Raw genomic sequence first — 23,459 nt, 5'->3', positions numbered from 1 at the left:
TTTAATGGACCCAATGTATAGAATAGGAGAAGCTCTTATTGGAGACGGCCCTGAATTAGCACACGTTGACTTATTAATCGGTGATAAGCAAGGACCAGTAGGCCAAGCTTTCGCTAACGGTTTATCAAACCTTTCCGTAGGCCACACTCCACTAACAAGTGTAATTAGACCTAACTTAATGACCAAGCCAGCTACTTTAATCATTCCTAAAGTAACTGTTGGAGACTTAGAAGACGCAAGTAAAATATTCGGACCTGCACAAACAGCTGTTGCAAGAGCAGTTGCTGATGCAGTGGAAGATGGATACATTCCAAAAGACATTGTAGAAGACATCGTAATCAATGTAAGTGTATTTATTGACCCTTCAGCTGAAGATTACAGAAAAATCTACCAATACAATTACGGAGCAACAAAATTAGCTATCAGAAGAGCTATGGAAGGATACCCATCCATCGAAAAAGTGCTTGCGGAAAAAGATCGTGGAACTCACCCAATCATGGGATTCAAAGTCAAAAAACTCTGGAGCCCACCATACTTGCAAGTTGCACTTGACCTTGACAACGAGCAAGCAATGGAAAGAATCATCAAGGACTTACCGGACAACGACAGAATCCTACTCGAAGCAGGTACTCCGCTTGTTAAGAAATTCGGTGTTGGAATTATTGGAAAAATCAGAGCTTTACGTCCAGATGCATTCATCATTGCAGACTTGAAAACCTTAGATGTCGGCCGTGTGGAAGTTAAAATGGCAGCAGACGAAACCGCTGATGCAGTAGCTATTTCCGGTCTCGGTACCGTTGAATCTATTGCTAAAGCTATTCATGAAACCCAAAAACAAGGTATCTACTCAATCCTTGATATGATGAACGTTGCTGAATTCGAGAAAAAGTTAGCTAAACTTCCTGAAGACTTAAAACCTGACATCGTATTGCTACACAGAAATGTCGATATGGAAACCTACAGGGCAGAACACGGTGAAGACACCAGTGACATGACCGAATGGGGTAACATTAAAGACATTAAAGCAATTCTAGGTGATAAAGGTTTAATCGCTGTTGCAGGTGGTATCAAACCTAATAATGTTGAAGAAGCAATTATCAAAGGCGCTAACATCATTATTGCAGGTAGATACATCATTGGTTCAAGAGACGTAAGAAGAGCTGCACAAGACTTCTTAGAACACTTTGACCCAGATCCAGACAACATGAGACTTGCAATGGATGAAGACGAAAATATTGAAGTAAAAGACGACTAAGTAAATTAGATTCATTCTAATTTACCTTACTATTTTTTTTAAGGTGTATTTTTATGGGATTTTGTAATTCATGTGGACAGCCAATTGTAAAAGAGGATTACGGTACAAACAAGGACGGTAGTCTTAATCCGGAATTTTGTAAAGATTGCTACCAAAATGGCGAGTACACTGAACCTGATATAACTTTAGAAGAGATGATTGTTAGAAAAACTAAAGAGATGATGGAAAAAAATCCAAGACTTGCCGAAACTCAAGCTACTGGAATCACAGCAATGTTCATTCCTGGTTTGAAAAGGTGGAATCCTGAGTTTCAGGATGATTACAAAACTCTTTAACCCTTATTTAATATAAATTCTCTAACCTTGTTTGCTATGAACTCATCATGGCTCTTGGTTGTTTTGAGATTATACAATTCTTCGCTCATATCGTTGTACTTATCGACAAGATCATTGTATTCAAGGCGTAAGCTTTCATAATCTTTTTCCAAATCTTCGTTCATTTCAAAGATTTCGGCATAACTGGTTTTGGTATTGAGGTTTTCCTGTTTCAAATGATCGTATTTAGTGTAAACCTTATTGTAGCTTTCCTGAATGCTTTCATGTTCTTCTTTTAACTTTGAACATTTGCTTTTCAGGTTTTTGTTTTCTTCTTTGATGCTTGAATATTTGGTTTTGAGGTTTTCATTTTCTGTTTTTATGTTGACGAACTTGTTTTTGAGGTTTTCATTTTCAATTATGAGTTTGGAGTGCTTGTCTTTGACGCTTTCATTTTCTTGTTTGAGAGAGTCAATATTGTCTTGATGAAGTGATTTGTATTTGCTTTCCATTTCATTTAAAGCTTTATTTTTTAATTCCAGCTCCGCTTTAAGGTCCTCAATTTTCTTTTCATATTCCAAAGCAGTTGAATTATTCATGTTTTTTAGTTCGTTCTCCAATTTTTTCACTTCCTCAAGATATAAGTAATTAACTACTCTTAATGCTCCAAGCTCTTCCTCTCTATTTTTAAATTCCTCAATTTCTGAGTTAGGGATGATTAGAACTGATTCCTTGTTTTCGTAAATGTCTTCGTTTTTAGGCACTGTGATTTGGATTTGTTCTGTGGTGTACTTTTTACGTTCACCGCTTTTCAGAGTCCTATTGTATTCTCTTGAATATTTTTTTACAATGCCCTTTCCATATTTCATAGTCTTCCCCTTTTACTAATATTATAATTATATTTCTTTAATTAAATAAATATTATGAATTTTGATGTATTACTTTTTTAGGTTTTATGGCGAATTTTGTAATAATAATATATTTAAATGTATTATTTCAATAGAATATTAGATAACGTGAAGGTGGAGTTTACATGAAAAAATATTTCATTCTTTTAATTTTAACAGTTATTTTTGCATGCTCATGTAGTTGCATATATGCCAATGATGTTCAGGATGTTGCAAATGTTACTGGAAATGACCATGTTTCAGATTATATGAATGACAGGACAACTGATTTTGGAATCGCATCCGGAGGTGTTGATGTAGTTGATTCCAATCCATGGGATGCAAAAAAGATAAAATATGAAGAAAATGTTACCATTAATGGTGTTCAAAAAACGGTTAAGCGTGAGGGATACTACGGGTATCTGTCATATGATGTTCCTGAAAATGTAACAATAAAGTCATCTATTTTATATGCTAATGTATATTCAGGCAGTGCACAGCCAAGCTATGCACTGGGGGCTAAATTTACAATCAATGGAGAATCATTTGCAAATGAAACATTATTCATTGACCAGGGTTCCATTGATGGTGAAATTTATGAGCTAAATGATTATATAACTAAAGTATATTCAGATTATGAAATGAGATATGACATAACCGATAAAATTCAAAGTTTAACCGGTACAACAGTAAATTTTACAATGCTTTCCCATGATTTAAAGGCGGAAATGGAAAAGAATTTTGATGGAAGAATAAAATGGTTGGCACTGGTCACTGTTTATGATGATGGGGATGATGATGAAATCTATTATTGGATTCGTCACGGTCAAACCTGGATGGACACACCATTATATATTGACTATGCAACAAGATCTTTAGGAAAAACTGACTATTTTAATATTGATTCGGTTTTACTTTCAAGCGGTACAACTCAAATAGATGTCAACGGGGTTTCATGCAATTCACTTGATGAAGGGGATGTTTGTACAATCAGCGGCGGATATTATCAGCGCCATATTTATAATGCAACAAATCTTTATAATGCTTCAAGTGACACACTTATCAAATACGGTCCGGGTGCAGGATGGGCAGGCACTCCATCCTTAAAACTGGTTTTAACCGTTATCAAATCAACTCCTAGAAAAGAGAACATTTCATTAAACATTTCAGATGTTCACACTGTCGGAGGATTTACATTAAATGATGATGTGACCGCTGTCAATGCTCATTTTGGTGCAAACAGGCCGGGTAAATATTTAACCAGACTGTATGTTGACGGCATTAAAGATGATGAAATATTCCTTTACATTCCGCAAGAGGGATGTGATTTTCAGTTGGTTGACATGAATACTTATGGAAAGGAATATAATATTTTAAATGGTCCAAAATACGTGAACTATACAATAGTAATATATGACTGCGGTGTTGTTGCTGATTCATATACATTTTCATCACCTGTTAAATATTCTCCATTAAATGTTAAGTTAATTTCATCTGATGTCTATGTGAAATACCCGGATAATGTAACCTACACTGTAAAATTGACAGACATGGCCAATAATCCTTTGGCTAATGTTTCACTGAATGTTACAGTTAATGGGAAAACATATTATCCAACTACCGACGAAAATGGTACTGCAAGTGTAAATGTCGATTTACCTCTTGGAATTTATAATATCAGATGTGATGTTTCACAGCCTGAAATTTTCAATTGTCTTGGATGTATAAACACTGCAGTTGTGTTTAAAAATGTCAGGCTGACTGCCTCTGATATTAGCGTTAAATGCGGTGAAAATGCCATTTATAAAATTAATGTTAGAGATGACAATAACAATCCTTTAGGCAATGTATCCTTAAATGTCACCGTTGACGGTAAGGTATATCACATTAAAAGTGATGAAAACGGCGTTTCAACATTAAGTATCGCTCTTGGGGCAGGTAATTTTTTAATAACTGCTTGCGTTAATGATCCGGTAATTTATAATTCCTCCCTGATTACAAACAAAATCAATGTCATATCCCAGGCAAAACTGACAGGTTCTGACATTGTGATGTATTTTGGAGAGGGAAGCTATTATAAGGTTCGCCTTTTTGCAGATGACGGTAAACCCCTCAAAGGTGCGGTAGTTTCAATTAAAATTTCAGGAAAAACAGTTAAAGCCACCACTGATGGTAACGGTTATGCATCATATAAGATTACACTAAAGGAAAATACCTATTATGTTACAGCCACTTATAAAAATCTTAAAGTTTCAAATAAAATAGTTGTAAAGCCGGTTTTGACTGCTAAAAACATTTCCAAAAAGAAATCTAAGAAAATCAAGTTCACGGCCAAGCTTGTAAACACGAAAGGCAAAGCTCTTAAAAATAAGAAAATCACTTTCAAATTTAAAGGAAAAACCTATAAGGCAAAAACCAATAAAAAGGGAATAGCCACTTTAACTTTGAAGAATCTTAAAGTCGGCAAATATTCTATAACTTCAACATATGGAAAATCTTCTATTAAAAATACTATCACAATTAAAAAATAGTGATTTTTCATTTTTTCATTCTTTTTTTTGAATGTCATATATTTTTAAAGTAAATTTTATATACTCTTATTTATATAATATTATTAATAATGCATTAATTAGTATTACTAACATATTCATTTTTTACTTTTTTGTAATACTTCATGTATTATTGGTTTTTATAAATTTAAATAAGGAGATAAAATGAAAAGAAAGTATTTAATTTGTTTAATAACTTTAATTTTCATCATTGCTGTTTCTATTAGTTCGGTTTCAGCAGAAGATAGTGATATTTCAAATGTCACTGCTGTATCTAATGAGATCGATGTGGATATGGATGAATCAGCAGAAGAAATTGATGTTGATATAGATGAATCAGCAGATAGAAATATTAATGATGTAAGTAATTTTCAAACTGTAGATAGTGGTAATGTCTCTGGGGGAGTTGACATTGCTGAAGATGATCATTTATTTAGAACTTATTCTTCATTTTCCTATGATGTTCCGTCAAATGCCACTATTAAAAAGGCATATTTGCATGCTAATGTCTATTCAGGCAGTGCTCAGCCAACATATGGTGCAAATGCTCAAATATATATGAATGGAAATTTATTCAAAAGTGAAAATTTAGTTTGTACTCAGGGCTCTACTGACGGTACTGTGTATACTATTAATGCAAACATAACAAAAGTCTACTCTGATTATGATATGAGATATGATATTACAGACACAATCAGTGGATTAAATGGTACAACATTAAATTTTGAAATTGAGACTTCTCGTATTAACGGATATAGTTTTGATGGTAGAATTAAATGGTTTGCATTAGTTGTTGCTTATGATGACGGGGATGATGATGTAATTTATTACTGGATTAAATCAGGTCAGGCATGGTTTAATCAACCGGCAACTACCACTTTTGAAACAGCCTCTATTTCAAATCCGAAAAATGCTAATTTGAGAAATGTTATTCTTTCAAGTTCAAATCCTGCATTTACAATAAATGGTTGCAGTACAATTGCGAATAATACTGCTTCTGGAGGTTACTATAAATGTAATGAATGGTATGATATTTCAAACTATATGCCTGGCAGTTCCAATACAGTTTTAGGATGGGTTCCTGGTAGTGGTTATTATGGTTTTTCCATGAAAACAGTTTTAGGTGTTTTAACTCTTGAAGAAGAACAAATTCCTGCAAAACAATGTAATGATTTATTGGGAAGTGTTGATTTAAGTGAAGTATTGTCTGTCAGTTCTGAAGAAAACTTAGCTGATGTACATGAATTAACTTCTGGTATTTATGATTGGTCTTACAATACTACTGTTAATGGATATATAGATATTTTCATATATAATGATTATCAAGGCTCAGGTGAAGTTAATCATACAAACATTACTATAAATTTAAATGAAGATGAAAAAATAACTGAATCTTATCTTTTTTTACCTATTAGAAATCATAAAAGTGCAACCATAGAATCTTTATTAAACGTAATTCAATTCAATGGACATATCATCACTGATAACTTAATGGATATTTATACTTTTCCAGATGGGAATTATTTCCATTCTTTATTTATATTTAATATTACAGATTGGATAAAAGCTAATGAAGGTAATTACTTATATATGAATCTTCCAAATCGTGTGGCTAGTTTTAATGAATATATTATTACTTTAATCCAGAAACCTGGAGCCCCTCAAAAAAATGTTTATTTCGGTAATGGTGAAAGTTATATAGATGCCAATAAAGTTGAAAATGAAGTAAATGTTAAATTAGATAATATTATTGATGCTACATATTATTTATTTGGGTCTATTGCAATTTGTTGTAATATACCTAATGCTGAATTTAATAATAATACTTTTAATCTATTCCCTGGTGATAGTACTATTACTAATACAGCTTATTTTAGTAAAGATGTAACTGAAATAATTAAAGAATCAAATAATATAACCCTTAAAGCAATTGCTCCGGGTCAAGGTTCTACTCTTTTAACTCAATTAATCGTTACAACAGTTGGTGAATTGGATGTGGAAGTTACAAATATTGCAACTGAATATACAAATACTGCTTATGCTGGTACCAATAATGTAATAACTGCCACAGTTGATTCTACTATCCCAATTGGTTCTAATAATAATTTCACTGTTAAATTATTGGCAGACGGTCAGATAGTTAATGAAAGTGCTGTTGATTTAACCAAGGGAATTTCAACTATTGTTTTAACTGATCCTACAATCAGACCTGTTGATGAATTTACTGTTTATGCTGCTGATGTCACTAACAAAAAAGTTGTTTATACAGTTGAGATTTATGATGGTGATAAATTAATATCAACTAAAAATATCACAGTTCCTATCAGATATAATGGTTATTTAAGTAAAGATTATGCTTATCCTACCGGTGATGAACCTTACACTTTAAACACTACCGTTTCCGGCGGTGTTTTAGTCGATATCACTGAAAGTGGATATATTAGTACTGGAATTAATAATAGAACTGATAACTTTACTTTAACTTTACCTGGAAATTCAACATTTGTTAACGGTCTTTTATATGTTCCATATACTTCTGATTTCACCCCTGCAGGTTATCCGGTATTTACCATGACCTTCAACGGAGCAGATATTTCAGACAAAATCCTTGGAAAATACAGGGATAAAACTAATCTAGGTACTAGTGATTATGGTAAAAAATACTATGGTGTTCTTATTTATGATGTGTCCGGTTTAATTAAAGATGGAAACAACACTCTTGTTTTAATCAAAGCTAATGGAACCAATGTTGCAGTTTATCCTACCATATTAATTGGATTGTACAACACTACTAACAGTACAGTTCTAAGCGATATTTACATATTAAATGGCGCTGATCAATTAACTAAAAGTAGCTATAATAAAGCCGGCAGATTAGTGAATGTTACAAATAAAGTAGATTTAGATGCTGGAAAAATGCAGAATGCTTATTGGTATGTATTTGAATCTGGAGGTACTTCCGGAAGAGGAGACTTAGTATTCAATGATAAACTTTACAGCAATGTTTGGAACGGTACAGACTACAATCTTGTTCAATATTATGTTGCAGATGTATCCGATTTAATAAAAGATTCCAATATTGTTAGCTTTGTTGCTACCGGAAGTGGAATAACTGCATTACAACAAATATTTGTTGTTGAAACTGCTTTGTTTAATTTGAATTTACCTGCAGAAATCACTACTGGTGAAACCTCAAGCTTCACAATGGATTTACCAAGTGATGCTAAAGGTTATGTTTTATTGGAAGTTGATGGAAATAAATTATTCTCTGAAGTTACCAATGGTACCGCTACATTTAACATTCCTAGTTTAACTGCTGGGGACAATATAGTTAAATGTACATATTTAGGGGATGACAAATATAAAGCAATGACTGTGAATTCTATTATTCATGTATTGGCTAAACCTGTTTTAACAGCAAAAGATGTTACTATGCTTTATACCAGTAATCAGTATTACTCTGTTAAAGTTACTCAGGACGGTAAAGCATTAACAGGTAAAGCTGTTACATTCACTGTTAACGGTAAAGCTATTACTGCAAACACTGATAAAAATGGTGTTGCTAAGGTTAAACTTAGTTTAAACCCAGGCAAATACACTGTCAGCGCATCTTACGGCGGCATTAAAGTAACAAATAATGTCAAAGTTAACAGCATCATAAAAGCTTCCAACAAAAAAGTCAAAAAATCTGCTAAAAAACTCAAAATTAAAGTTTCCCTTAAAAAAGTTGACGGAAAATTCCTCAAAGGCAAAACCCTCAAACTTAAAATTAACGGAAAAACTTTAAAAGCGAAAACCAATAAAAAAGGTGCAGCAACATTCACCATTAAGAAAAACATTCTTAAAAAACTTAAAGCAGGCAAAAAATACACTTACAAAGTCACATACAGTAAAGACACAGTAAGTAAAAAATTAACCGTAAAAAAATAGAGATTGAATAATATCTCTATTTTTAATCTTTTTTTTTTTTAAATTGTTTGAAGGTGGTTATTTTAATGAAAAAATATTCTCTTTTATTGATTTTCATATTTTTCATGATGATTTCTCTTAGTTGCGTTGTGGCTCAGGATTCAGTGAATACTAATGACACTTTTCAAAATATTGATGATATGGCAGTAACTGAAGAGATAGATAATTCAAAAGATTATTATATTGGTTTATCTGAAAATGATAATTCATCAATTAATTCTAATATTATAACTGATGATATTTCCTCATCAGATGAACCGTCCAGTAAAAATACATTAAGTTCAGATTCATCTAGTGAAAAGCAAACTCAGGGTTCAGCAGTATCTGTTAGTAAGATAAGTACAGAATATCCTGCTGACTATATCTGTTTTCCGGGAACATTTAATGTATTGACAGTAACAATCAACTCTGATGTTGAAGATAATTTTACTATTAAGCTGTTAGCGGATAATCAGGTAGTTGATTCATTAGATGTTCAGTTAACTGCAGGCAATCAAAAGTTCAAATTAAATGATCCTACAATTAGGCCAATTGATGAAACTACTGTAAGGGGTGCAGATAATAAAAAAGTCAATTATACAGTTCAGATTTATCAGATGGATACATTAATCACACAAAATTCAATCATCGCTGATGTTATGTATAACGGATATTTGGGTAAGGATTATGCATATCCAAAATCCGAATCATGGGATTGGTCTTACTCTACATCAGTTAAGGGTGATGTGGTTTTCTATAGTTTCAACTCAAATACTTATAGCGGAGCATCTACAGGTTCAAGAAGCGAATCATTTAATCTCAGATTGAGTGGGGGAAAAATAACAGAATCATATTTATACATTCTGTATAACTGGGATCACACTCCGGATGATTTGAATAATCGTTTTCCACTATTGGATGTATCTTTCAATAATGTGGATATTTCAGATAGGCTCCTTTGGTCTTCCCTTGATTTAGCCAATATGGGTTCTACATGGGGTGCATTAAAATATGGTTTGCTAGGATATAATATTACAGATTTAACTAGACCTGATAAACAGAATACAATTGTTGTAAATAGAGGATGTTCAACTGCACTATATTCAAGTTCTGTTGTGACATTGTATGAAAAACCAGGAGCATCTTATAAAAATGTCTACTTTGGAAATGGTATGGATTTATTATATAATGACTATAATGACGGAAACAGACCAATTAAAGCAGATAGTAAAGTAGATATTTCAATGGATAAGGTCACTGAAGCAATGTGGTATGTTTTTGCAGGAAGTGCTCATTCACGTGATGCCAATTTGGTATTTAACAATCATACTTTTGAAAATGTTTATGACGGTAACAGTGAAACAATGGATATGTATCAAGCAAATGTAACTTCAATTATCAAGGAATCAAATAATATTAGTTTTGTTGCAACAACCACTACTGTTGTTGCATTTCATCAACTTCTTGTAACAACATTGGAAGATACAAAGGTTACCGTTTCAAAAATTGCCACAGAGTATTCAAATACTGCATATGCAGGAACCAATAATGTAATTACAGCATCAATAAATGCTAATTATGATGGTAATTATATTGTTAAATTATTGGCAGATGGAAATATCGTCTCAACTCAAACTATGAAATTAAAGGATTCATTAAACGAAATCAGTTTAATTGACCCAACAGTTAGAGTTATTGATGAGTCCACCTTAGCCGGTGCAATAAATAATCATGTAACCTATACTGTTGAAGTTTATGATGAGAATGTTTTACTTGCAAAAAGCAATATTACCGTTCCTATCAGGTATAACGGTTATTTAAACAAGGATTTTGCTTATCCAACTGATGATTTAGAATTCAATTTGAATACAACAGTAACAGGCAATGTTTTAATCGATGTTTTAGGTGCTGATGCATATTTCGGAAGTGATGAGCTTGCAGCCAATAAATCTTATGAGTTTACTTTAAATTTACCAAAAAATTCTGTTTTTGTAAATGGCCTATTGTATATTTCATATAATTATGATAAAACTCCGGCAGGTTTTCCGGTTTTCAACATGACTTTTAATAATGTTGATATTTCTAACCGTATTGTCGGTAAATATAGGGATAAGACAAACTTAGGTTCTTATGGCTTGTCCTGGTATGGAGTTATAATTTATGATGTTTCAGATTTAATTAAGGACGGATCTAATTCTCTTGACTTAATTAAAGTGAACGGCACTTACGCTGCACTCTATCCTCCGGCATTAATTGGATTATATAATGAAAGTGATGGCAATTTAAAAAATATTTATATTAAAAACGGTGCTGATATATTATCCAAAACAAGTTATAACAAAGCGGATAGGTCTGTAAACATTACTGATAATATTAATGTTAACATAGACAAACTTAAATCTGCCAAATGGTATGTCTTTGCAGCTAACGCTAAAGATAATCTAGCTGATTTGACTTTTAATGATAATGTTTACAGTAACGTTTGGAGTGGGGATAATGCCCATTCTCTTCAGTATTTCAGTAGTGATGTGACTAGTTTGATTAAAGGTTCAAACACTGTCGGTTTTATTTCTACCGGAGGGGGAATTTTAGCTTTACAGCAAATTTTAGTTGTAGAAAAATCAAAACCTAAAGTAGTTTTAACAGCAAAGGATGTTACTATGCTTTATACCAGTAATCAATATTACTCTGTTAAAGTTACTCAGGATGGTAAAGCATTAGCTGGTAAAACTGTTAAATTTACTGTTAATGGTAAAGTTGTTTCTGCAAATACTGATAAAAATGGTGTTGCTAAGGTTAAACTTAGTTTAAACCCAGGCAAATACACTGTCAGCGCATCTTACGATGGCATTAAAGTAACAAATAATGTCAAAGTTAACAGCATTATTAAAGCTTCCAACAAAAAAGTCAAAAAATCTGCTAAAAAGCTCAAAATTAAAGTTTCCCTTAAAAAAGTCAACGGAAAGTACCTCAAAGGCAAAACACTTAAACTTAAAATCAATGGAAAAACTTTAAAAGCTAAAACCAATAAAAAAGGTGTGGCAACATTCACCATTAAGAAAAACATTCTTAAAAAACTTAAAGCAGGCAAAAAATACACATACAAAGTCACATACAGTAAAGACACAGTAAGCAAAAAATTAACCGTAAAAAAATAGAGATTAATTTCTCTATTTCATTTTTTTTAAAAGTATTACTTTTTTCAGTTTTTTTACAAATAAAGTATTACTCATTCAAAAATATTTATTAATTATTATAAACATATACTATTTTGATAATAGATGGTTATGATTTATTATCATGCATAATTTGGGGATTAATTATTATGCAGAAATTTGGCATAAAGAAATTTTCTATATTATCATTCGCTTTGATTATTCTATTGTCATTTACAATGCTTGCAATTTCGGCTGAATCAGTTAATCAAACAGATTGCATTTCAATTGAAGATTCATCTGACATAAGTGTTGGAAATGATGTTAGTGAATTAGCTGTTGAAAATAAAAATTCAACAATTCAAGTTGATGATAATCTAGATGTTTCAGAGGAAGACGAAAGTGATAATTCTAATGATAATCTTGCTTTAGATAGTTATACTGAGGTAAGTGATTCTTCTAAAGAGATTTTATCTTCTCAAGGGTCCGGTAAAAAAACCATTTTCTTTATTAGTGACAATTCCGGAACAAATATTCTGGATACTGCTGCTAGAGAGCTACTTGATAATGGTTTGGATGTAAATTTGGTTATTAGAAGTGGGGAACAAATCAAAGATATGCCTGAAGATGAATTGTATGCATTAATTGATAATTCAGATGCATTCATTGGCGAGTGGATTAGTACTGATGTGGATGCTGTTTTGACAAGTCTCATCGGAAATTATCCTGCTTTAGCGCAAAAGGACATATTTTTAATTCTCGAACCTCCTTCTGGAAAATTAAGTTCAACATCAACTTCTATTGACTTATTGAAGAAAAATGTTATTAATGGGGTAAAGATATTTGACGGATTTACCAATGAGGAAATAGTCACATACTTTACACTCACAAAAAGGGGAACTGCATTTGAAGACATTATTGAATTTTATGGAACTGACTTTGGAAGCAGATTCAACTCTATATTTAATAACATTGTCTTATATAAGGATATTAACAATAAGGATAACCTTAAAGGCCAAATCCTTTATATATTAAATAATCTTGGATTTGATTTGGAGTATCAAGAACCAACTAGTGACGGAACAAGATTATATGGTATTTACCGGGACAAATGGTATTCATTGGAGGATTATAAGGCAGAATTCTTTGACAGTTCAAAAACCCGTGTTGCATGTGTTTTGGAAAGTACAATGTATGTAAATTCAAATGCGCTGCAGCCATGTTATGAGATTGTAGAGCAATTGGAATCTAAAGGATTCAATGTAATTCCGGTATTTGCAGCGGGTGCTACTAAAGAGCAGCTTATGGTAATGGTTGAGACTTTCACAACAGCGCCAACTTATCAGGAATTTTTAGCGGATCCTTCAAAATATGATGTAAATCTCGATGCGATTGTATCTATGGTTGCATATGGTGTGGGTGGTGAAACATTTGCAAACACTACAGATTTCTTTGAAGAGGTAGGAGTTCCTGTATTTAGGGCAGTTCATTCTGATTATGTGTCAAATGCTCAGTGGGAGTTAAGTTCAACCGGTTTGACAACCACTATGAGTGATAAATGGTGGCATGTATCAATTGCTGAAGCACAAGGTATAATTGATGCCACCTTCATTGGTGGGGCTGCTAAGACATTGTCTCAGCGAACTGGTGCCCTAATCACCGGTTATTCCCCTCATCATGAAAATATCAATTTATTGACCGATAGAATTTCCTCATGGGTGGATTTACGTTATACATTAAATGATGATAAAGTTTTATCCATTATTTACTATAATTATCCTCCGGGAAAACAGAACATCGGTTCCAGTTACTTGGACTCAATAACAAGTATCTATAATATGCTTTACACTTTAAAAGATGCGGGTTATAATGTTGGTGAACTGCCTAAAAATGTATCTGAACTTGAAAATGAGATGATTAGATGCGGTATTAATGTCGCTAATTGGGCTCCGGGCGAGCTTCAAAAATTGGCTGACCAACCAGGCATCACATTATTCCCGGTTGAAGAATATGTGAACTGGTATAATACTTTAGATGATATTGTAAAAATACAGGTTTCCGAAGGTCCTGTTGCATATATTGCAGAGTTGACAAAAAGGGCTGTTGAGCTTCAATATACTGTAACAATTGGCGATACAATTGATGAGTGGTATAATCAGGTAGCGGCACTGCTTCCTGAAAACAACACTGTCAGGGCAACAGAGGTTTTAAAGAATATTGTGGCAAGCTTAAAGCAATATGCATCTACCGGCTCATACAGTGATTATCAAATATTTGAACAGTATTATGCAGAGTTCAAATCCCTTAATATATCAGGTTTAAACGGATGGGGTGAAGCACCAGGTAATATCATGATGGTAAACCGTAATGGAATTGATTACTTTGTAATTCCGGGTTTAACATTCGGTAACATATTTGTTGCACCTGAACCTCAAAGGGGATGGGAGTCAGATATTGAAAACCTTTATCACTGTACCGCTGTTGCACCGACTCATCAGTACCTTGCCGCTTACTATTATATGCAAAGCCGATATTCAAATGCAATGATATTTGTAGGAAGACATGGAACACACGAATGGCTGCCTGGAAAAGAGATTCTTTTATCTTACAATGATTATGGATCTGTTGTGGTGGGAGATGTTCCTCAGCTATATTTCTACATTACTGATGGTTTAGGCGAAGCAATTCAGGCTAAAAGAAGAGGATTTGCAGTGATGATTTCACATTTAACCTCTCCAATGGCATACACTCAATTATATGGTAATTTGACAGTTTCTGCAAAAATCATTGAAGAATATGAGAATACCTTTAATGAAACTGTCAAAAAAGTATTGGCAGATGAATTGAGAGCAATTGTAATTGACAATTTGTATTACGGTAGTTTTGGCCTATCAGAAAATGAGACCAAGGCGCTTAGTGATGCTGATTTGGTCAGTTATACAAACACATTCCTTAAGGAAATGCAAAATACTTTATATCCATTAGGTCTTCATGCAATCGGTGAGATGTGGAACGATAATGATGTTGCAAATACGGTATCCGCAATGATATCCCATGATTTTGACCTGCCCGGAAATAAGGGAACTACAAATCTTTATAAAGTATTGTCAAACCACTACTATTCAAAGAATTATGAGGATTTAACTGCATTTGAAAGAGAATTCATCCTAAATAAATCATATGACATTTGTAAGGCTTTAATATATTGGGATGCAAATACGGTTTACAGCACTTTAAATATTGATGATAATAATTTATTGGAATGCCTAAATCAGGCTAAAAAATACATCAATTTGATTAATGAAAGTATTGCCAATGAATTAAACTCAATGCTTAAGGGATTGGAAGGTAAATACATACCTATTGGCTATGGTGGAGATTTGATTGCAACACCGGGAATATTGCCGACAGGCTATAATATGTTTCAGGATCAGTCTGCAGAACTTCCGACCACTGATGCCTATGAATATGCAAAAACTCTTGCACTCTTGACACTGGCAGACCTTGATGATGAAACAGAAAAAATCATCATGGGTATTTGGTGTGTAGAAACTGCAAGAGACGATGGTGCATTGGTATCCACCGTATTATACTTGCTTGGTATGCAGGTAAAATGGCACGCTTCAGCATCTGCAGGTGTAGATGATGAAGGATATGTCACCGGTATGAAAACAGAAGCATATCCAGGGGTTGTTCCTCTTGATGATTTAGTAAGGCCTGAAGGATGGGCTAAAAAAAGAATTGATGTTTCAGTCATTACAAGTGGTTTATTCAGGGACTTATACTCATCTCAAGCAGTTCTCATGGATAATGCATTTAGAATGGCATTGGCCTGTTCATATAATACTATTAAGAATAATAGGACTCTTATTAAAACAAAAGAGGGAGCTAAACTATTGGAAGCTCTTGAATTTGTAATGGAAGGAATTAACTATCAGGGAATAGGTTCTGAATCTTTAGAAGATAATTATGTTGCTAAACATTGGATTGAGGACTGCTTATACTATTTAAGCATTGGCTATAATGCCACTTATGCAGGTGAATGTGCGATTACAAGAATATTTGCACCTCCAAATGGAGATTACGGTGCAGGGATATCAAAACTCGTTCAGATGTCCTGGACTTGGAATGATACTTCTGAACTTGCTGATTTCTATCTTGGAAGAATGGGAAACATGTACTCCAAAAACTATTGGGGTGATACAAATCCTATAGTGTTCTTTAGAGCATTATCAAATGCGGATACAATTGTTGCAAGTCGTAACACCAATCAGTATGGAGTTTTAGACAATGATGACTTCTTCGATTACTGGGGAGGTCTTTCAATGACTGTTGAACAGATTTCAGGAAAAACTCCAAAAATGAATATTTTAATGTATGCAGATAAGGCTCATCCATATGTGAAATCTCTTGAAGAAGTAATGAATGCAGAAATTACAGCAAGGTATGATAATCCTGAATGGATTAAAGGTATGATGAATGAAGGTTACAGCGGTGCCAGATATATTTCAAACAAATTTGTCACCAACTTGTTCGGTTGGCAGGTTACCCGTCCTTCAGCGGTATCTGATGGATTGTGGAAAAAAGTATATGATACATACTATGGAGACAAATATGGAATAGGCGTTAACGAATGGTTAAAATCCGGTAACAATGCATACTCATTAATATCCATGTCAGGAACAATGCTTACAGCAATTAAGGAAGGCTATTGGAATGCGGATGATGCAACAATAAGGGATATTGCAAATACCTGGGCACAGGCAACCGTGCAAAACGGTGTTGCATGCTGTGACTGCAGTTGCGGTAATGTGGCAATGATGCAATGGGCAATAACATATGTTAATGCAGATATTCTTGCAAAATTACTGCCAAAACTCTATGAAGCAACCCAAAACCCGGTATTTCAAACTAATGCTTCAGTTGACCCTTCACAAAATGATGCTGACGCTTCAACTCCAAATCCTCAAAAAGGATCAGATGCAACATCCACCGTTGAGACAAACTCATCTTCCACATCAAGCACCAAACAGTCCGCAACTGGAAGTACATCTTCCGGCAATGGAGTGGGAGTGGATGGAAGTCAGCCTAGTACAGGCATGTCTCAGGGCACTGGAGATGCAGGAGAAAGCGCATCATCACAGGATGGTAAAAAAGCAGCTGAAATCAATCCGGTTGTTACAAAATCATCATCCGACACCGGATTATCAATCCTTGCAGTGCTTGCAGTCATTGGACTGGTAATTATCATAGGATTAGGTTACATTAGAAATAAAGATGAAGAAAAAGAGGAAGTCGTAGACTTTGACTATAATTACAATTTTAATGAATAAAGGTTTTATATAAACCTTTTTTATTATTTTTTTAAGCTTAAATAAAATATTTTCAAGGAAATGTTTTATTTAAGTTTAAAATTATTAATAGGTGAAAATTATGGACGTTATTTCAACATTATGGCAATTAGGAATATTGGCGGCAGTTTTAATATTCGGAATAAAGCTCGGCCTTGCAACAGGGCTTGCCAATTTTTCCAAAAAGTATTTACTTGGTGTATCAATTGGTTATGGTGGTGGAGTTCTTATACTCTGTTGGATTGCCTCATTTTTTACACAGGAAATTACAAACTGGATTTATGCCTATAACTTTGAATTTTTCCTGATTATGGCAGCCATCATGATTGCAGCGGGAATATTTACAATAAGAGAATACAAAGTTTATGAAAGGAATACTGCAGCAGCAACTGCAATGGCAGTTATTGCACCATGTCCATGTTGTTTTGGATCAATTTTAGTTAGTGTACTATTGGTTGCACCAACAATTGGTTTAGGTGCGGTAAACTTGAGTATATATGTTGCACTTGCACTTGTGGCAACAATAATAATAACATATTTCATGTCAAAATCATTTGTTAAAGTATTTTTGGACAAGCCATATCCGATCATATTAGGCAATTTTATGTTTTTTTTAGGACTTTATTATTTAATATCAGCACTATTCCTGCCATATATTACCGATATTTTAATAAATACAATGAATCCGATTACAATAGCATCAACTGATAATTTAGCGATATTTGTAATATTATTGGTTGTAGTTATTGTGGTTGGAATGTTTATATCAAGAAATAGGAGTCATTTATCGTAGGTGAATTACATGGTTACAACAGTTCCCGGAAGTGAATTTTTAACATCAGCATTAAATGCAATCTCACAGGGTTTACAAATTCCTGTAGTTATCTTTTTATTATTATTTGCACTATTTGCAATATTGATGCTTGGAGGTCTAGTATCGGAGTATACTTCACGGATGAAAGTATCAACGGATTTAATTGAAAAGTTGGTTTTCAATATAAATAATGCTCCATCAATTGAGGATGTGAAAAAAATTGTTGAAGGTGCAAAAATTCCAAAATCACAAAAATTAATCTTAATGAAAGTAATAAGAGCACAATCTCTTACAAAAGAATCAAGAGAAGCACTTGCACGTAAATTAATAGAATCAGAAGAAAATGGTTTTACCAAATCCCTTGGGAGAACAGATGTTATTACACGTATTGGACCTACATTGGGTTTAATGGGTACATTGATTCCAATGGGACCCGGTCTTGCAGCATTAGGAGCGGGAGACATCAATACCTTGGCAAATTCAATTATTGTAGCTTTTGATACAACGGTAGTAGGTATCGGATCCGGTGCTGTAGCATATGTTGTTGCTAAAATTAGACGCAGATGGTATGAGGAATACTTATCCAACTTGGATGTTTTGGTTGATTGTGTTTTAGACAAATTAAATCAAGGGTGATTTAATGGTAAGGCAAAAAAGTAAAAAACGTTTCACTGAAAGTGAAGAAGACCCTATGGCAGGGACATCTAACCTTGTTGATGCAATGCTTGTAATTGCAGTTGGTTTATTGATTTTTGTAGTAATCAGCTGGAATATGCAGAGCGTTGTTTTCCAGGAAAATCAGAATCAACCCATTCAGGAGGCGCAACAGACTACTGAAGTTACAGAAGGCCATCAACTCAATGAAACACCGGACACTTCAAACAGTTCAGGTCAAGGTTATATGGAAATGGGAACAGTATATAAAGACCCTTCAACGGGAAAACTGATTATGGTTGAAGAATAATATTCTTCAGTCATAAATATTTTTTTTCTAAATACAAACCTTAATATTTTAATTTTTTTTAAAATGGTTTATTGTAGGATACATCTTTTAAAACTATGTGCTCATATTTTTATTTTTAAATCTAAAATTTGTGTTTTGAGGATATTTTCCTTGTAATCTCCTCCAAGATTGTGTCCAAGTGAAAATTCCCAAATATATTTTAATTAATTCTAATAAAATTATCTTCATGAAAGTCTTTGGAATTTGTGCAAGTCCAAGAAACAGTACAACTGAATATATTTTAGAAAAAGCGTTACAAAAGCTTGATTGTGAAACGGTGATGTTTACCTGTAACAATAAGGATTTAAAGCCATGCCTTCACTGTGATTACTGCCTGGAAAACAAAAAATGCATCATTCAGGATGACATGGGGGAGGTTTATGAAAACCTTCTAAATGCGGATGGAATCATCTTGGCGACTCCTGTCCAGTCAGGGTCCATTTCCGCCAATCTATCCATCATAATGGACAGGACCCGTGCCCTGGAGGCAATTGACTATAACATTTTAAGGGGAAAGATTGGAATGAGCATTGCCGTTGGGGGAGACCGTACAGGAGGTCAGGATTTTGCCCATCTGTCAAATATAACTTACTTCATGATACATGGTATTATCCCTGTCAGTGGCGGACCTTTCGGGTCTAATTTGGGCGCTTCATTCTGGTCTCAGGACTCAATTGACGAAATAAAGCAGGATGCTTACGGAATGGAGTCATTGGATAGGACATTGCACGAATTTGAAAATTTCCTAAATAAATACATTTAAATATTATAATCAAGTTAAAATAGATTAAAAAACTTTTTTTAAGGTTAAAATATGGCTAATAAGTTAGTACGGGGTAGTTTGATAATTCTCATAGGAAACATAATCTTCCGTATAGGAGGTTATGTCTATCGTTTCTTGATGGCGATACTCCTAGGACCTACTGCCTATGGTGTTTTGGGAATTACACTGCCGTTTCAAGGAATTTTCCAGACCTTATCGGCCGGAGGATTGCCTCCAGCAATAGCCAAGTACGTTGCCGAGTATGAGGCCGTTGAAGAACACGACATGGCTCGCCAGACAATCTACACGGCCTTGGAGATAATGATATTCCTGGGACTTTTCTTTGGCGTGCTGATGATATTTGTTGTGGCGCCTTATCTCGCAGATCATTACCTTGGAAAGCCTGCAGCGCTGATACCGCTTCAGATTGTCGGTTTGATTACACCTTTCAGTGTTATTGTCGGCGCTTTGAGAGGAGCATTCCAGGGTGTCTATAAGATGGAGTATATCGTCTATACCCGTGCCGTTGAGCAGATTGGTATGATTCTGTTCGCTACAGCATTTGTTCTGATAGGATTGTCCACCGTTGGAGCATTGTGGGGTACTGTTTTAGGTTACTCACTATCTGTTGTGGCTGCAGCATATATCTTTAAGGTGTATATGCCCAAATATATTCCAAAGCCAAGTAAAGACTTTGTTTTCACAAGAAGGGATAAGCTGTCCCTTGCTGGAACCCTGGTGAAATTTTCAATACCCGTTATCATTACGGCTATTGCCGAGATGCTCATTTACAATATCTGTACTATCGTTATGGGCAGGTTTTTAACCTTTGATGAGATTGGATTTTTTGCGGCGGCCGATCCGATTGCACGTTTGCCTTTAATCATTTCTGTTTCTATTGCAACAACAATTCTGCCTGCATCTTCTGAAGCGTTCAAGCTAAAGGATAATCAGACTTTACAGAAATACGTTTCCGAAGCTTATAAGCTCTCATTATTGTTTGTTGTTCCGATGTGTGTCGGACTTGCACTGTTCGCATCCCCTACATTGAGAATCCTTTACTTTAAAAATCCCGCCTATGTTGCAGGTGCCAGCGCATTGGCAATCCTTTCAATAGGCATGACATTCTATTCAATTTTTGCGATTTCCACAAGTATCATTCAGGGTATCGGAAATCCTAGAATACCTATGTACATTCTTGTTGGCGGAGCCGTTGTCACAGGAATGCTTAATTGGTATATGGTTCCGTTCCTGGGAATTGCAGGTGGGGCATTGGCTACCAGTCTCGCATGCCTTCTGATGATGATTCCATGTGTCTACTTTGTATTTGAATTAACAAATACCAAAGCTCCTACAGTTTCTATTGTCAAGATAGTCGTTGCGGCATTGATTATGGGGGCATTCGCATTTTTCATTCCTAAAACCACATTATGGTTATTCCCAGGCATTTTTGCTTGTGTCATCGTTTATTTCTTTGCTTTGATATTGGTCAAGTTCTTCCAAAAAGAGGAAATCGATAGTTTAAGACGCTTTTCATCTAGGTTGGGGCCATTAGCGAAAGTTATCGATAAATTTTTAAATTTTGTCGAAAGACTAACATTTAGAAACTAAACTATTTAAAATATAAAATATATAAATAATTCTATTATATTTCGGGGGATTTATAATATGGCTGATGTTAGTGCAGGTGTTGAATACAAAATCAATGTGGACGGCAATTCCTTTTTACTTGATACCAAGAAATACAGATTGCTTGAGTCCATTTTGGAGACCGGTTCCTTAACAAGTGCCGCTAAGGAAATTAAGGTTTCATATAGGACCGCATTAAACTACATTGAAAAGATGGAATCAACACTTGATGTTAAGATTGTAAGTACAACAAAAGGTGGAAAAGGCGGAGGTGGAGGAACCACTCTCACAGAAGAGGGCTACTCTATCCTTAAAGAATGTAAAAAGATCAATGCTATCATGGAGCTTCACAAGGATGTCAATGAAATCGAGGCTGAAATAATTGATATTGACGATGTTAAAGGCGTAATGACCATCAAGATGGAAAGTTTCCAAATCAACGCTCCATTGAATAGGAATTATGAGATTGGAGATCATGTATTGGCTTTAATCAGTTATGACAACATCTTCCTGATGCTGGAGCCTCAGACTTCAAGCATCCGTAACATTCTCAAGGGACAAATCGTCGAAATGAGGCTTGAGGGCGAAATCATTCGTGTCAAGGTCAATGTTGGTGGCGTAACCTTATGTTCCGATATTACCGTTTCCGCTGAAAAAGAGCTGAACCTCAACATAGGAAAAGAGGTCTATGTAGGATTCAAGGCGATGTCTGTCGCAACTTTAAAATTATAAGGTGATATTATGCCGTTACAGATTTTAGTTGATGAGGAGAAATGCATTGGTTGTGGAAAATGTGCTGAGATTTGCCCCAAATCAGCTAAAATTTGGAAAGTTGGCAGCGTTGCACGTATATTGGATTTAAGATATTGTCATGTCTGTACACTATGTGCAATGGAATGCCCTACAGACTGCATTAAAATTATACGTCCGGGCGAAGAAGTTTAAATCCTTTAAGGTAAAATTAATTATTCGATAGGTTAAACTATGACTAGAATTTCAAATGTTTCAAGAAAAACATCAGAAACCGATATAGCAATAAAAATGAATTTGGATGGGGAAGGTAAATACAACATTGATACAGGTATCAACTTCTTTAATCACATGTTGGAATCATTTTCCAAACATTCCATGATAGATTTGGACATAAAGGCAAAAGGGGATGTCGAAATCGATGACCACCACACAATTGAGGATGTCGGAATTTTGCTTGGTGAGGCTTTCCTTGAAGCCATTGGAGATAAGAAGGGAATAAAAAGAATGGCCCATGCAATGGTTCCTATGGATGAATCAATATCCACAGTGGCAATTGACATTAGCGGAAGAAGCTACTGCAACATGGCACTGAACTTCAAAAATGAAAAGATTGGAGACATGACCTCTGATGTCGTCATTCACTTTTTCGAATCATTTGCCTCAAGCGCCAAGCTGAACATTTACGGCACAGTCGAAGGTGCAAACGATCACCACAAGGCGGAAGCAGTGTTCAAGGCATTCGCCAAAGCTTTAAAAGAAGCGGTTAAAATTGAACATGATCAGATTCCTTCTACAAAAGGAGTATTATAGCTAATCATTAGCTATCTTTTTTTTATTTTTATTATTTCAAATAGAGAGTATTCACTTGTTTTGGATTACATCATTTTGGTGTGGCGTTGATTTTTAAAAAAGAGGGCGACTCAAAATTAATTATTTTTTAAAAATTTTTTTGCATTAATTTTTATTATTTTCAGGTATTTTGTTTGTTGTTTTGGTGTATGAGTTCGTTTTGTATTGTTTCGTTGTATATTCGTTTTA

15 protein-coding genes are annotated in these 23,459 nt (G+C 34.3%); 14 read left to right on the top strand and 1 reads right to left on the bottom strand.

The features are described 5' to 3' along the window. Positions 1–13 precede the first annotated feature (13 nt). Positions 14–1,255 carry a bifunctional 5,6,7,8-tetrahydromethanopterin hydro-lyase/3-hexulose-6-phosphate synthase gene (locus MBBTH_RS10575; RefSeq protein WP_116593034.1) on the top strand — a complete coding sequence of 414 codons (1,242 nt, stop codon included), beginning with the start codon at positions 14–16 and terminating at the stop codon, positions 1,253–1,255. 53 nt (positions 1,256–1,308) lie between these two features. Beyond that, the gene (locus MBBTH_RS10570) at positions 1,309–1,590 is read left to right on the top strand and encodes a zinc ribbon domain-containing protein (protein WP_116593002.1); all 282 of its coding nucleotides are present in this window, start codon (positions 1,309–1,311) and stop codon (positions 1,588–1,590) included. Here the strand turns inward: MBBTH_RS10570 and MBBTH_RS10565 are convergent. Then, a complete protein-coding gene (locus MBBTH_RS10565) occupies positions 1,587–2,438 on the bottom strand; it encodes a phosphoserine phosphatase (RefSeq protein ID WP_116593001.1) in 852 nt (283 codons plus the stop codon). The genes MBBTH_RS10570 and MBBTH_RS10565 overlap by 4 nt on opposite strands. A 164-nt stretch (positions 2,439–2,602) precedes the next feature. Here MBBTH_RS10565 and MBBTH_RS10560 point away from each other — a divergent pair, with 164 nt between their 5' ends. From MBBTH_RS10560 to hisB, 12 genes are all read left to right on the top strand, one after another. Then, positions 2,603–4,987 carry an Ig-like domain-containing protein gene (locus tag MBBTH_RS10560; protein ID WP_116593000.1) on the top strand — a complete coding sequence of 795 codons (2,385 nt, stop codon included), beginning with the start codon at positions 2,603–2,605 and terminating at the stop codon, positions 4,985–4,987. Between the two features lie 183 nt (positions 4,988–5,170). Then, positions 5,171–8,935, top strand: a complete 3,765-nt coding sequence (locus MBBTH_RS10555; RefSeq protein WP_116592999.1) for a DUF3344 domain-containing protein — start codon at positions 5,171–5,173, stop codon at positions 8,933–8,935. A 65-nt stretch (positions 8,936–9,000) separates the two neighbouring features. After that, positions 9,001–12,111, top strand: coding sequence for a DUF3344 domain-containing protein (locus MBBTH_RS10550; protein ID WP_116592998.1), 3,111 nt, complete (start codon positions 9,001–9,003; stop codon positions 12,109–12,111). A gap of 167 nt (positions 12,112–12,278) precedes the next feature. Further along, positions 12,279–17,441: a cobaltochelatase subunit CobN gene (locus MBBTH_RS10545; RefSeq protein ID WP_243409824.1), complete on the top strand. Its 5,163-nt coding sequence runs from the start codon at positions 12,279–12,281 to the stop codon at positions 17,439–17,441. 100 nt (positions 17,442–17,541) lie between these two features. After that, positions 17,542–18,252: a DUF2162 domain-containing protein gene (locus MBBTH_RS10540; RefSeq protein WP_116592997.1), complete on the top strand. Its 711-nt coding sequence runs from the start codon at positions 17,542–17,544 to the stop codon at positions 18,250–18,252. Between the two features lie 9 nt (positions 18,253–18,261). Then, positions 18,262–18,909: a MotA/TolQ/ExbB proton channel family protein gene (locus tag MBBTH_RS10535; RefSeq protein ID WP_116592996.1), complete on the top strand. Its 648-nt coding sequence runs from the start codon at positions 18,262–18,264 to the stop codon at positions 18,907–18,909. 4 nt (positions 18,910–18,913) lie between these two features. After that, positions 18,914–19,237: a DUF2149 domain-containing protein gene (locus tag MBBTH_RS10530; RefSeq protein ID WP_116592995.1), complete on the top strand. Its 324-nt coding sequence runs from the start codon at positions 18,914–18,916 to the stop codon at positions 19,235–19,237. A gap of 226 nt (positions 19,238–19,463) precedes the next feature. Further along, a complete protein-coding gene (locus tag MBBTH_RS10525) occupies positions 19,464–20,039 on the top strand; it encodes a flavodoxin family protein (RefSeq protein ID WP_116593032.1) in 576 nt (191 codons plus the stop codon). 51 nt (positions 20,040–20,090) lie between these two features. Continuing rightward, positions 20,091–21,650, top strand: a complete 1,560-nt coding sequence (locus MBBTH_RS10520) for a flippase (RefSeq protein ID WP_116592994.1) — start codon at positions 20,091–20,093, stop codon at positions 21,648–21,650. 57 nt (positions 21,651–21,707) lie between these two features. Next, positions 21,708–22,400 (top strand): TOBE domain-containing protein, encoded by a 693-nt coding sequence (locus tag MBBTH_RS10515; RefSeq protein WP_116592993.1) that lies wholly within the window; start codon positions 21,708–21,710, stop codon positions 22,398–22,400. Positions 22,401–22,409: 9 nt separating this feature from the next. Then, a complete protein-coding gene (locus tag MBBTH_RS10510; protein WP_116592992.1) occupies positions 22,410–22,613 on the top strand; it encodes a 4Fe-4S binding protein in 204 nt (67 codons plus the stop codon). 39 nt (positions 22,614–22,652) lie between these two features. Then, positions 22,653–23,231, top strand: coding sequence for an imidazoleglycerol-phosphate dehydratase HisB (hisB, locus tag MBBTH_RS10505; protein WP_116592991.1), 579 nt, complete (start codon positions 22,653–22,655; stop codon positions 23,229–23,231). Positions 23,232–23,459: the final 228 nt, after the last annotated feature.

The sequence above is a fragment of the Methanobrevibacter thaueri genome (assembly GCF_003111625.1).
GTDB classification, from domain to species: Archaea; Methanobacteriota; Methanobacteria; order Methanobacteriales; family Methanobacteriaceae; genus Methanocatella; species Methanocatella thaueri.
Note: the sequence above shows the minus strand (reverse complement) of the source record. Positions and strands in the feature narration are given on the sequence as shown.